This is a genomic window from Kutzneria sp. 744 (assembly GCF_000568255.1).
Classification (GTDB): Bacteria; Actinomycetota; Actinomycetes; order Mycobacteriales; family Pseudonocardiaceae; genus Kutzneria.
In genome coordinates this window covers 10682402-10694606 of the sequence record NZ_KK037166.1, presented here as the reverse complement: position 1 = coordinate 10694606, position 12205 = coordinate 10682402, and the positions used below count along the sequence as shown (strand labels likewise).

The following is a 12205-nucleotide window of genomic DNA, read 5'->3' as shown; positions in this document are numbered from 1 at the left end:
CCGCGACCGCGCCGACGACGGGTGTCGCAGTGGTGTGGCGCGCCCCGTCCGGGCTCTCCGTCCGGGTGAACGACGCCGGCAGCAGCCCGCCGTCGGCGGTCCGCTCCGGCGGCTCACGCAGAGATCCACCGAGCTGCCGGTACGAAGTGGACAGGTCGGCGAGGATCTTCCTCGCACGCTTGTCGCGGTCGGCCCGTGCGGCGACGCCGTCGTGGCCGTGATCGTCCTTCAGGGAGAGCAGACGCTGCTGGCTGTCCCGGATGAGGTCGCCGATCCGCCGAAGGGTCTGCGAGTAGCTGGGATGCTGGAAGCGGCTCATCAGCACCTCGAGGTGCCGCGTCACCTGGTCGAGCTGATCGAACCGGGCGGGGTCCTGGGTGGACCACGTCTCCTCCAGGGTCCGACGCTGTGTCTCCAGGGCCGCCTTGGCGTCGTGCAACGCCGTCACGGCGTCGTCGAACGCCCGGGCCTGCCGGTGGAAGGTGTCCGGATCCGCCGCCATCACCTGGGCGAGGATCTCGTCGAAACCGGCTTGGGTTTCGTCTGGGGTAGCCATCGGTCAGCTCCGTCCGAGCGTCGAGGAGGACACACCGGCCTCGTCTTCCGACCAGTCTTTTTGTTCGCCCTGCAACCAGGTCGTGCGTTCCCGTTCGCGCTTGCTCCCGCCGCCGCCCATGCCGCCCATGCCGCCGGGCGGCATCATCGGCGGCGCGCCTTCCTCGCCGGAGCCGCCGGCCGAGCGGGGCAGCGCCGACGACGTCTGGATGCCACCGCCGCCGGGGAGCTCGAAGCCCTGCTGGCGGGCTTCGGCCGCGGCGGCCTCCGCGGACAGGGGAAGGTCGCTCGGCTTGACGCCGTTGAGCCCGGAGGCGCCGCCACCGCCGCCGGCACCACCACCGCCACCACCGAGGAAGCTCGACAGCGCCGACTCACCGGCGGCCGCTGCCTTCGCGGCGGAGCCCGCGAGCGACACGGGGTCCGGCAGCGAGTGGTCGCCGGCGAGCGAGTTCAGCGAGTCGATCGCGTCATTGGCCGTCTGCGCGACGGCGGCCCGCTCCGCCGCGGTCTCCTGTGGGGAAAGACCACCACCGCCACTGCCACCGCCGCCGGAGGGGCCGCCGGGCACGCTCAACTTACTTCCGGTGTGGGAACCACCGCCGGCACCGCCGCCGCCGCTCCCGCCACCGCCGCCACCCCCGGCACCGCCGCCGGTCATCGAAGCCAACTGGCTCTTGGCCTCCTGCGCCGCCTTCTCCGCCGCCGCACGCTGCGCGGAAGTGTCCGGCCCCGCGCCACCGCCCTTGGAACCATCGGCACCCGCACCGCCGCCACCCGTGCCGCCACCGCCCGCACCACCACCGGTCTTGCCGCCGCCACCACCTGCACCACCCCCGGGCGTGCTGAGTTTCGATCCCGCGTGGGAACCACCACCGGCACCACCCCCAGCACCACCACCAGCACTGCCCCCGCCACCGGTGCCGGCACCACGACCGGTGATCGAAGCCAACTGGCTCTTGGTCTCCTGCGCCGCCTTCTCCGCCGCCGCACGCTGCGCGGAAGTGTCCGGGCCGCGCCACCGCCATACCAACCCAGCGCATTGCAGACCTTATAGGTGACGAGTCTCGCTTAGCGGTGACCTCATTGTCGATTGGACATGTGTCTCTTTTAATCAGCGCGCCGAAAACATATCTACAAATTATGCTCGCGCGATGATTCAGCTAAACAACTTCGGGCTCTCGCCCACATTACAACCAGCATCTATCTCAAAGGCTTCCTAAAGAATCAGTACATGTCCACCATTGTGTACAACGACCGCTCCCCCTAGACTCCTATGGTGTTGCCGGGAAGCCTGGGTAGAATCTTCCCATATCCATAGAAACCTAACTATTAGATCCAGCTTAAAAAATAATCGTCGAAGATTGAGACTGTGCTTGATGTTTGACCGTGGCCTGCTGAGCGCCTTCTCCGCCGCCGCACGCTGCGCAGCGGTGTCCGGACCACCACCGGCGCCACTACCGTCCTTGGAACCGCCGTCCGAACCACCACCGCCTGTGCCGCCACCGGTCGTGGCAAGCTTCGACCCCGCACGGGAACCACCACCGCTGCCGGCACCAGCACCAGCACCCGTGCCACCACCGGACATCGTCGCCAACTGGCCCTTGGCCTGCTGCGCCGCCTTCTCCGCCGCCGCACGCTGCGCAGCAGTGTCCTGACCACCACCGGCCCCAGCGCCACCACCCTTCGAGCCGTCGCCCGAACCACCGCCATCGGAGACCGACTTCACCTTCTGCTGCGCGTCCGCCGCGGCTTTCTTGGCCTTTTCCCGCTGCGTGTCCGAGGACGAGCCACCGCCTGTCCCGGCGCCCGTGCCCTTGGCGCCCGACCCGCCGGAGCCCGTCCCGTCGGCCGCGGTGGACTCAAGCTTCTGGATGGCGCTGTCCGAGGCCTTCCGCGCATCGTCGATGGCCTGCTGCCGCGCCGCGTCCGACGAGTCGCCGCCCTTGCTCGTGCCGGAATCGGTCCCCTTGCTCTTGCCGCCCTTGCCGTTGCCACCCGAACCGCCGGCACCCGAAGCGACGCCGCCGCCGGCACCGGCCGTCTGGTCGCCTTTCGTCTTGCCGAGCTCGTCGTCGATCGCCTTCTGCGCGTCCTGCAACGCCTTCTGCCGAACAGCATCGCCGCTGGCCCCACTGTCGCCGCTCGTCTGCTGTGCGCCGAGCTTCTCCAGACGGGCGTCGACTCGGCGCTTCGCGTCCTCGAGCGCCTGGCGGCGGGCGTCCGCCTGGGGTGAACTGCCCGTCGGCGGGGTCTTGGCGATCTCGTCGTCGATGGCCTTGTCCGCCGCCTTCTCCGCGTCGTCAATGGCCTTCTGCCGTACTGCCCGCTGCTGCGCGGGGGTCAGCGCGGCGCCCTGATCCTGACCGCCATCGGTCTGGCCACCGCCACCGGTCTGACCACCACCGCCCGTGCCACCACCACCGGTCTGACCACCGCCACCCGCGCCACCACCACCGGTCTGACCACCGCTACCGCCCGTGCCACCACCACCGGTCTGACCACCGCTACCGCCCGTGCCACCACCGGTCTGACCACCGCTACCCGTCTGACCACCACCCTGCTGGCCGCCGCCACCAGTCTGACCACCACCGGTCTGACCGCCACCGCCCTGCTGGCCGCCGCCCTTCCCACCACCGCTGCTGTGCGAGCCCTCCGGTGGTTGCATCGGCCGTGGGTCGAAGCCGGCCATGCCCTGTCCGCTGCTGGCATAGGCCGAGGACAAAGTGGACAGTGCCGCCCGCAGCTGCGGCAGGAGGACGTTCTGGATGTCCTCGTTGATCACGTTCTGCATCATCGCCGCGCCGTCGACCTCGTGACCGGCCGAGGCCATCGCCGTGACGTACTTGTCGACCAGGTTCTGCTCGACCGAGATCCGCGCCATCAGACCGGAAACGGCCTGGCCGGCCTGTGCCTGAAAGTTCTCGATGGCGCCGGCGACGGCGTTGAGCGCGGCCGGATAGCCCGAGAGGGAGTCCGTCACCGCCTGGCTGCGCCGCAGGACCTGGTTGGTCGCGAAGTCCTGGAACTTGTCGCCCGCCGCGCCCTGGAACTCGGTGTCCAGCTGCTTGGTTTCGCTCACGAAGCCGTCCTGGAAGTGCTTCAGGCTGTCGATCGCGGCTTGGTAGGCCGAAGCGAGCGACCGGAACTGGCCGGCCGTGCCGGCCTGGAGGGCGGCGCCGGCGACCTGTTCGAACTCCTCGACCGAGTTGATCTGGGCGAAGCCCGAGTCGGTCTGGCCGACAGCATCCTCGACGGCTGACTGCGCGTCCGATGTGGAGTCGGGGGTCGTCATGCTGAATGGTCCTCGCAGCCTGGAAAGTTGCCCGCCCGTTCACAAGCTCAGGTGGCTGTCAGTGCTCTCGTCCGGGCACTGACAGCCACGTCAGCTCAAGAACATCTCCCGTTTCGCGCCCGGGACGCGCCGGGGCCACCGAAGCCCCCGCGTCGCCCAGTCAGTTGTCCGGATTCGTGTCCGCGGACTCCCTGGTGTGGTTCCAGGCGTGCACGCGCGTGACGTTCACGTCGTGGTAGAGGCTGCGGTCGAGGTCGCCGGCATTGGAGCCGTCGGTCTGCTCGAAGGTGTCAACGACACTGTGCAGGCCGGCCTTGATGTCGTGGCAGACCAGCTCGACGCTCTGGGCGTGCTGGAACAGCGCGTCCCCACGCTGGCCCAGCAGGCTGTCCAGCCACTTGGCGGCGGGGAAGTTGCCCGAGTTCGTCTTGATCCCACTGACCTGGTGGAACGGCGAGAGGTCGTCGAGCAGGGGCCCGATGCGGTCCGCGCTGGAGCGCGTGCCCTCCGGGTCGATGTACGTGCGGTTGTTGCCCATGAGTGTGGCCTTCCGGTGTCTACTGTGGACCGAGGTGACAGGTGGGGGAAGTATGTGAAGTGGGCCCATGCCAATGCCCAGCGGGCTCAGCGGCCGAACCGGCGGGCGTTCGCGGCGTCGGCCGACTGGAAGTTGCTGGCGCCGGTGGAGACCTTGCCGCTCAGCGTGTTGAGCTCCTGGTTGCTGGTGGTCAGGTCCTTCGAGATGTTCTGGGAGCAGGTGTCGTACGACGTCGCCGCCGCACCGGTGAAGTCGGCCAGCAACCCCTGGACCTGCTGCTTCAGGTTGCTGATCTTGGTCTCGATCTCGCTGTTGACGGCCTTCATCTGGGACACGCCGCTGTCGATCGAGCCGTAGTCGTAATTGATGGAACTCACGGTTCACTCCTGGTGGAGGGGAATGCCTTGACGGCGAGGGGACAACGCGGAACAGGTCAGAGGGAGACGCTCGAGGCGTTCGACTCGTCGTGGCTCTGCAGGTCGCTGGCCGCGGAGCTCAGGGTGTTGGCCATGGTGTGCAGGTTGGAGACGACGTCCGACATGGCCTTGTCCCAGTCCTGGTGGACCGCGATCAGCTTCGTCATCATCTGCCCCTTGTTGACCGAGGTCAGCTGGGAGATGGTGCTGCGCAGGCGGCTCTGGTCCGAGGTGACCTCGTCGGCCAGGGCGTTGTGCTTCTGCGCGATGCTGCGGACCTCGTCCGGAGTGAGCTTGGTGTTGCTCGCCATTGTGGTGGTACCTCCTGGATGGTTCTGACGAAAGCCGGGCCTGGTCGACCAGGAGCGGCAGCGCTGCAATTAGAGGCCAGAAAGGGAGTCGCGCTCACCTCTGGTGGCCGCCGCGGGGTCAAGTCCGGGAATATCCCTCATGAGTTCACCGCCCCACCAATTGGCTGGCCAGCGCGGCCGCCGGATCCAATGCCGGCCCGGTCGGCAACAACGCGAGCAACGCGGAGGAAACACCCATGCCGGCCAGCTGCCCGTAACCAAGGGCACTCACCGCGGAATCGTCCGTAAACGGATATTTCACCCCTAGATCGGTGACGAGATACTCGGTGCCCGGGGTGGCGTCCGGCGTCGGCAGCACACGCACGAGGGCTCCGCTTCCGGCCGGGATCACCGTCTGATCGGCCGTCGCACCCTCCGCGTGCCGGCCGGCCGGTGGCACGGCCGCGCTCTCGGCGGAACGCGGCAGCATCACCAGCGTGGCGGTACGGCCGCCGTCCACCTGAGGGGTGAACCGCAGGCAGGGCTGCGCGGTCGCGCCGGGATCGGCGAGCGCCGGTGGACTGGCCGGCAGGCCGGCGGACAACGCGTCGCCGCTGAGCAACGGCACCCCGGCCACGTCGCCCGGGCCCACCTCGATGGGACGCACCGGCTGGTCCGGATACGCGTTCTTCATGTCGGCGCCGACCAGCAGCATGGCCGCGACGGTCCGACTGACCGGCATCAGGCCATCGCCCTGGAGCACGGAGAGCTGGTCGAGCCCGTCGCCGGATTGCGCAGCTCGTAGAGTTGTCCTATGTGGCCGGTCTTTCCGCCGACGACCGGTCCCGCCCGGCCTAGCCCGGCGATCGTCGGCGCCTTCAGGTCACGGCCGGCCGGCAGCACGTTCAGCCAGGCCGGCGACACCCGCAACGGCGGCACCGCGTTGTAGCCCATGGCCTCCAGCACGGTCGGGTCCGCGATGTCGAACCGGCTTCCGCGCCACACCAGGTAGTCCACACCGTCCGGAGTGGACACGAGCAAGCCCTGGTCGGCCGGCGTCGGTGTCCCGCCGGCCTGGTCCAGCCGCAATGTCACGGTCGGCGAGCTGGCCACGGCCTGCGGGTCGGCCGGTTTCGCGCACACCGTCCAGGGCGTCGCGTTGAGCTGGTCGAGCGCGGGCAACCCGTCGGGCGCCCCGGGGATCCCTATCGGCGCGCCGACAGGGACGCCGGTCAGCGAGCCGCGTCCGACGGTGACCATCTTCGTGCTGTCGCCCGCGGCCAGAAAGGCGGACGCGAGGTTCAACGCGGGGCGCAGCTGCCCGTCGGTGTAGACGTAGCGGACTCCGGAGTCCTTCACCAGCACCACGGTGCCGGGCACCCGCCACGAGTTGTCGCCGCCGGGGAACAGCATGCCGAAGATCCCGAAGCAGGCCACCAACAGCCCGGCGAGCAGCAACCCGAGGAAGATGCCGCCGTTGAACCGCTTGTTCGGGTGCTCCGGAACGTCTGGCTTGCCGTGCATGAGGCCGGCGACCAACCGGCCCACGACGAAGAAGTAGGCCTGGACCTGATCTCTCCGGGACTGCATCAGCCGCTCATCCCCCGGACCCAGGCGTACACGTCCAGCACCGCCAGCAGCAGCGGCAGCACGGAGATCGCGACGGCGTACTCCAGGATGTCCACCGCACGCCCCCAGTACGGGCGCAGGCGTCTGCCGGGCAGCACATGGCCGAGCGCCAGCAGCGCGGCTCCCACCGCCACCACGGGCGTGAGCAGCACCAGCACACGGTGCAGCGGGTCGACACCGATGGCGAGGCGCATCAGGACGGCCAGCACCGCACAGCCCGCGGGCACGAGCAGGGCCGAGCGCGGGACCACGCCGCTGAGATGGCGGGACCGCAGCAAGAGCAGCAGCGCGCAGACACTGACGAGAATCAGGGGCCACTGCCCACCCGCGGCGGTCAACACGACCAGCAGCACGGCTTGGGCCCCGCCATAGCCGAGGTACAGCGCCTTGAGGTAGCCGAACACGAGGACGCTGCGGTCGAGCACCACCCGGTGCGGCACCGGTTCGATGTCCTCCCGCACTTCGTGCGACTCGGTGGGCAGCATGGGCAGCCTGAGGCCGCCGAGCCGGAAGGCCCCGCCCGGAACGAACAGGCTCACCACCAGGTTCACCGCGATGCCGACCGCCGCGGCCCGCTGCGCGGTGAGGGAGGAACTGGCCCAGAGCACGGCCGGAACGAGCAACAGCACCGCGAACACGAGCCCGGTGGCGAAGATGAGGGCGGCGTCGGCAACGGCGACGAGCGCCAGCACGGTGGCCAGGATCGCCCCCACAGCCGCGTACACGACCCGGATCGCGACCGTGCCGCCCGGGTCCAGGGACTCGGCCGCAAGCCAACCGGCGACCGTGGCGTAGATCACCGCGACCATGCCGAGCAGCGTGGCGTCGACGCTGTCGCCGACGGTACGCGCGAGCGCCGCGGCCCCGATGACCAGTGCCAGGGTGAGCATTGCGGGAAGTGGCCAGAACAACACCGCATCGGGCCCGGCGAGCAGGATCCCCAGCGCCGCCAGCATGACGGCCAACGCCGCGGCGCGGAGCATCCACCTGGTCCGGCGGGGCGACCACCGGCCGGCGTCGGCGCGGACCCGCTCGGCCACGCCGTCGACCAGGTCGTCGTAGTTCAACGGGGCCATCTCCTCGCCCCGTGGTCGCAAGTGGACGGTGTCGCCGTCGAGCAGGTTCAGCTCGGCCGGTGAGCGGTCCTCATCCAGCGGCGCCTCGCCGAGCCGCTGCGCGACCCACCCCTCGTGGTCGACGCTTTCCTCGATACGGTCCTTTCCGAACTGAGCCAGTATCGACGGCAGCAGGTCGACCAGCAGGACGTCGTCCGGCAGTGCCACGTCCACCGCCTTGTCACCGAGGACGAACCGTAGCCTCGTCGGCACTTTTGTGCGATGCTGCGTGCGTTCTTCCATGTTGTGCACCGGATTCTTCCTGGCGAGCGACGAGCCGTGCTGCGGAACCTAGGCCGCGGCCGGCCCGACCTCCGGACTCGGCGGCCACCGGCCGCGGAGTCCGAGGGAAACCCTTCACCAAAGGAGAGTCCGAGTGGCCACCGAGGTGTTCACCCGAAAGTCGCGTCGGCCGGGACCGACCGCGCCCAACGACGAGATCGAGCTGCAACCGCCGCCCGCGGTGCCGGAGACCACGGGGGGCGGGGTCTCGGCCATCCTGATGTACGCGCCGATGGCGCTGAGCTCGCTGGCGATGGTGCTGATGTTCGTCCGCCCCGGCGCGGGCGCGCTGGCCTACGTCGGCGGCGGGCTGATGCTCGTCGCCGCCGTCGGCATGCTCGTCGCCCAGCTGCTTCGGTCCGGCGTTGACCACAAGGAGAAGCTGCACGGCGACCGCCGGGACTACGTCCGCTACCTCGGGCAGTTGCGCGGACGGATGCGCTCCGCCCTCTCCCAGCAGCACAAGGCCGCCCTGTGGGTGCATCCCGACCCACGGTCGCTGTGGTCGATGGCGATGGGCTACCGGCTGTGGGAGCGCCGCCCGATGCACGAGGACTTCGGCGAGGTCCGGCTCGGGCTCGGCAAGCAGCGCAGCTCGACCAAGCTGCTGCCGCCGGACTCGAAGCCGCTGGAGGACCTGGAACCGTTGTGCGCCCACGCGTTGCGCCGGTTCATCCGCGCCTACTCCGTCCTCGACGACGCGCCGATCGCGGTGTACCTGCGGGGATTCGCCCGGGTGCAGCTACAGGGCTATCCCGAGCAGGTACGCGGCCTGGTCCGCGCGATGCTGGCCCAGCTCGCCACCGCTCACAGCCCCGGGGAGGCACGGATCGCGGTGTGCGCGAGCGCCGAGTCGCTCCCGCACTGGGACTGGGTGAAATGGCTGCCGCACAACCAGGACCTGGACAGCCGGGACGCGACCGGGCCCCGGCGGCTGGTGGCGGACAACATCATGGCGTTGGAGAAGCTGCTCGATGGCGGCGCGTTCACCGGTCGTCCGCCGTACGAACCGGACAGCCCGGTCAGCGCCAACGAGCCGTTCGTGGTGCTGGTGATCGACGGCGCCTCCCTGCCCGACGGCCACCGTGTCGGTGACGAGTCCTACCGCAACACGGTCGTGCTCGACCTGTCCGGCGCGTTGTCCTGGCAGCAGCGCCCGCACACGCTGCACCTGCGGGTCGCCGACGGGCAGTTGAGCACCGTCTCGTTCGACCGGCTGGGCAAGCCGGCGCCAGCCCCGCTGTGCCGGGCGGACTCGTTCAGCCCACAGGGCGCCGCGGCACTGGCCCGGTTGTTGGCCCGCCACCGCGTGGGCGAGGCGCAGGACAACGAGGAGCCGCTGGCCAGCGACTACGAGCTGCCCACCCTGCTGGGCCTCGGCGACCTGCGGACGTTCGACCCGGTCGCCTACCGGCGGACCAGGTCCGGCGCCCGCAGGCGGTTGCGGGTGCCGATCGGCATGACCTCGACCGGGTCGCCGATCGAGCTCGACCTCAAGGAGTCCGCCGAGGGGGGCATGGGCCCGCACGGGATGCTCATCGGCGCCACCGGGTCCGGCAAGAGCGAGCTGCTGCGGACGTTGGTGCTGGCCCTGGCGGCGACCCACTCCTCGGAGGAGCTCAACCTGGTGCTGGTCGACTTCAAGGGCGGCGCGGCGTTCCTCGGTTTCGACGAGCTGCCGCACACCTCGGCGGTCATCACCAACCTGGCCGACGAGCTGGAGCTGGTCGACCGCATGCAGGACGCGCTGGCCGGCGAGCTGAACCGCCGGCAGGAACTGCTGCGCGCGGCCGGGAACTACGCGTCCCGGCGCGACTACGAGGCCGCTCGCGCCCAGGGCACGCCGCTGGAGCCGATGCCCGCGCTGGTCGTCGTGGTCGACGAGTTCAGCGAGATGCTGGCGAGCAAGCCGGAGTTCATCGAGGTGTTCGCCATGATCGGGCGACTCGGCCGAAGCCTCGGGGTCCACCTGCTGCTGGCCAGCCAGCGGCTCGACGAGGGCCGGATCAGCAAGGTCGAGAGCCCCTGTCCTACCGGATCGGCCTGCGCACCTTCTCGGCCATGGAGAGCCGCAGCGTCCTGGGTGTGCCCGACGCCTACGAGCTGCCCAACAGCCCCGGCAACGGCTTCCTGCGGCCGGACACCCAGACGCTGATCCGCTTCAAGGGCGCGTACTGCTCGGGGACGTACCGCCCGGCGGCGGCCAAGCGGTTGGGGCGGGCCGAGGTGGAGCAGCACCTCGTGACCTTCGGCACCGAGTACGTCGCGCCGCAGGCGGTGCGGCAACCGGCCGAGGAGGAGGCCGAGCAGACCGACGAGGCGACCTCCACGATGCTGGAGGTTCTCATCGCGAGGCTGCGCGGCGTCGGGCCGGTCGCGCACCAGGTGTGGCTCCCGCCGCTGAATCGACCGGCCACGCTCGACCAGCTGCTGCCGCCGCTGGTGGACCACGAGCGGCTGGGCCCGCGCCCGGTGGGCGACTACGACACCTCCACGCTGTCGGCGCCGGTCGGCATGGTCGACCTGCCCGCGCAGCAACGGCGCGAACTGCTGGTCGCCGATCTCGCCGGGGCCAGGGGCAACGTCGGCATCGCGGGCGGCCCGCAGAGCGGCAAGAGCACCCTGCTGCGGACGTTGATCAGCGCGCTCGCGTTGACCCACACCGCGTCCGAGGTGCAGTTCTACTGCCTCGACTTCGGCGGGACGCTCAGCGCGCTGGCGAAGCTGCCGCACCTGGGCAGCCTGGCCAGCCGGCTGGACCGCGAGCGGGTCACCCGCACGGTGCTGGAGATGGGCAACCTGCTGGCACTGCGCGAGCAGTTGTTCGCCCAGCACAACATCGACTCGATGGCCAGCTACCGCCGGGCGCGGCAGCGGGGGACGTTCACCGACGTCGACCCGTACGGGGACGTGTTCCTCGTCGTGGACGGCTGGTACACGATCCGGCAGGACTACGAGGAGTTGGAGGACCGCTTCAGCGAACTGGCCTCCCGTGGCCTCGGCTTCGGCATCCACCTGGTGGTGAGCACCAACCGGTGGTCGGAGATGCGGCCGTGGCTGCGTGACGTCCTGGGTTCCCGGTTCGAGCTGCGCCTGGGCGACCCGCTCGAGTCGGAGGTCAACAGCAGGCTGGCGGCCACCGTGCCGGCCATACCCGGTCGGGGTATCACCAGCGACCGGACGCACTTCCTGACCGCGCTGCCGCGCATCGACGGCACGAACACGACCGACGACCTGGCCGAGGCCACCGCCGAACTGGCGGCGGCGCTCGACCTGCCCTCGGCCCCGCGTGCGCCGAAGGTGCGGCTGCTGCCGGTCGAGCTGCGCGTCGCCGAGCTGCCGCCGCCCACCTCGGTGGAGCCGGCGCTGGACATGGTGATGGCGCTGGGCATCGAGGACGGCGCCCTGAGCCCGCAGTGGCACGACTTCGACACCAACCCACACCTGCTCGTCTTCGGCGACGCCGAGTGCGGGAAGACCAACCTGCTGCGGCACATCGCGGGTTCGGTGGCCGCCCACTACGGCCCGGACGAGGGCCGCGTGATGTTCGTGGACTTCCGCCGTGAGCTGCACGACGCCGTCCCGCAGGACAACCAGATCAACTACACGGTCAGCAGCGAGGGGCTCACCACCTCCATCCAGGAGGTGGCCCAGCTGTTGCAGAGCCGGGTGCCGGGCCCGGACATCTCGCCGAGCCGGCTGCGCAAGCGCGACTGGTGGAGCGGCGGTCGCCTGTTCATCCTGATCGACGACTTCGAGCTGACCGAGACGGGCGGCTACAACGATCCGCTCGAGCCGCTGCTGCCGCTGCTGGCCCAGGGCGCGGACATCGGGCTGCACCTGGTCATCGCCCGCAGCACGGCCAATGCGAGCCGGGTGATGATGAGCGCGATGATGCGGCGGATGTGGGAGTTGGGCACCGCCGTGGTGATGTTCTCCTGCCCCAAGGACGAGGGCGTCTTCGTCGGCAACGTCCGGCCGAAGACGCTGCCGCCGGGGCGGGCGCAGTACGTCAACCGCCGCCGGTCGGTGAACCTCCTGCAGACACCGCTCGTGCGGGACTGACCTCGCCCAACGGCCGGCCC

11 protein-coding genes are annotated in these 12205 nt (G+C 70.0%); 2 read left to right on the top strand and 9 right to left on the bottom strand.

The window, feature by feature from the left end; translation table 11 throughout:
- From KUTG_RS62650 to eccD, 9 genes are all read right to left on the bottom strand, one after another.
- The coding region (locus KUTG_RS62650; protein ID WP_043726728.1) for a hypothetical protein at window positions 1-556 on the bottom strand (556 nt) is incomplete at its 3' end.
- A gap of 3 nt (window positions 557-559) precedes the next feature.
- The gene (locus tag KUTG_RS62645; protein WP_198047930.1) at window positions 560-1507 is read right to left on the bottom strand and encodes a hypothetical protein; all 948 of its coding nucleotides are present in this window, start codon (window positions 1505-1507) and stop codon (window positions 560-562) included.
- 267 nt (window positions 1508-1774) lie between these two features.
- On the bottom strand, window positions 1775-3850 hold the full coding sequence (locus KUTG_RS62640; RefSeq protein ID WP_052396331.1) for a hypothetical protein: 2076 nt from the start codon (window positions 3848-3850) through the stop codon (window positions 1775-1777).
- 160 nt (window positions 3851-4010) lie between these two features.
- Window positions 4011-4388, bottom strand: a complete 378-nt coding sequence (locus tag KUTG_RS48490) for a hypothetical protein (RefSeq protein WP_043726727.1) — start codon at window positions 4386-4388, stop codon at window positions 4011-4013.
- 86 nt (window positions 4389-4474) lie between these two features.
- Window positions 4475-4765, bottom strand: coding sequence for a WXG100 family type VII secretion target (locus KUTG_RS48485; protein WP_043726725.1), 291 nt, complete (start codon window positions 4763-4765; stop codon window positions 4475-4477).
- Window positions 4766-4821: 56 nt separating this feature from the next.
- Window positions 4822-5115: a WXG100 family type VII secretion target gene (locus KUTG_RS48480; RefSeq protein ID WP_043726724.1), complete on the bottom strand. Its 294-nt coding sequence runs from the start codon at window positions 5113-5115 to the stop codon at window positions 4822-4824.
- A gap of 145 nt (window positions 5116-5260) precedes the next feature.
- Window positions 5261-5836: a type VII secretion protein EccB gene (locus KUTG_RS65600; protein WP_255360992.1), complete on the bottom strand. Its 576-nt coding sequence runs from the start codon at window positions 5834-5836 to the stop codon at window positions 5261-5263.
- Window positions 5836-6684 (bottom strand): type VII secretion protein EccB, encoded by an 849-nt coding sequence (eccB, locus tag KUTG_RS65595; protein ID WP_084580732.1) that lies wholly within the window; start codon window positions 6682-6684, stop codon window positions 5836-5838. Before eccB ends, KUTG_RS65600 begins: the two co-directional genes overlap by 1 nt.
- A complete protein-coding gene (eccD, locus tag KUTG_RS48470) occupies window positions 6684-8081 on the bottom strand; it encodes a type VII secretion integral membrane protein EccD (RefSeq protein WP_043733415.1) in 1398 nt (465 codons plus the stop codon). The genes eccB and eccD overlap by 1 nt, the downstream gene beginning before the upstream one ends.
- A gap of 133 nt (window positions 8082-8214) precedes the next feature.
- Here eccD and eccCa point away from each other — a divergent pair, with 133 nt between their 5' ends.
- Together eccCa and eccCb are read left to right on the top strand one after the other, a co-directional pair.
- Window positions 8215-10275, top strand: coding sequence for a type VII secretion protein EccCa (gene eccCa / locus KUTG_RS64845; protein ID WP_232241347.1), 2061 nt, complete (start codon window positions 8215-8217; stop codon window positions 10273-10275).
- Window positions 10182-12185, top strand: coding sequence for a type VII secretion protein EccCb (gene eccCb / locus KUTG_RS64840; protein WP_232241346.1), 2004 nt, complete (start codon window positions 10182-10184; stop codon window positions 12183-12185). The genes eccCa and eccCb overlap by 94 nt, the downstream gene beginning before the upstream one ends.
- The last annotated feature ends 20 nt before the right edge of the window (window positions 12186-12205 follow it).

Excerpts from the sequence above, each read along its gene's own strand:
- KUTG_RS62640 (WP_052396331.1), bottom strand. The coding sequence starts at position 3,850 with ATGACGACCCCCGACTCCACATCGGACGCGCAGTCAGCCGTCGAGGAT.
- KUTG_RS48490 (WP_043726727.1), bottom strand. The coding sequence starts at position 4,388 with ATGGGCAACAACCGCACGTACATCGACCCGGAGGGCACGCGCTCCAGC.
- KUTG_RS48480 (WP_043726724.1), bottom strand. The coding sequence starts at position 5,115 with ATGGCGAGCAACACCAAGCTCACTCCGGACGAGGTCCGCAGCATCGCG.
- KUTG_RS65600 (WP_255360992.1), bottom strand. The coding sequence starts at position 5,836 with ATGCCGGTCAGTCGGACCGTCGCGGCCATGCTGCTGGTCGGCGCCGAC.
- eccB (WP_084580732.1), bottom strand. The coding sequence starts at position 6,684 with ATGCAGTCCCGGAGAGATCAGGTCCAGGCCTACTTCTTCGTCGTGGGC.
- eccD (WP_043733415.1), bottom strand. The coding sequence starts at position 8,081 with ATGGAAGAACGCACGCAGCATCGCACAAAAGTGCCGACGAGGCTACGG.
- eccCb (WP_232241346.1), top strand. The coding sequence starts at position 10,182 with ATGGAGAGCCGCAGCGTCCTGGGTGTGCCCGACGCCTACGAGCTGCCC.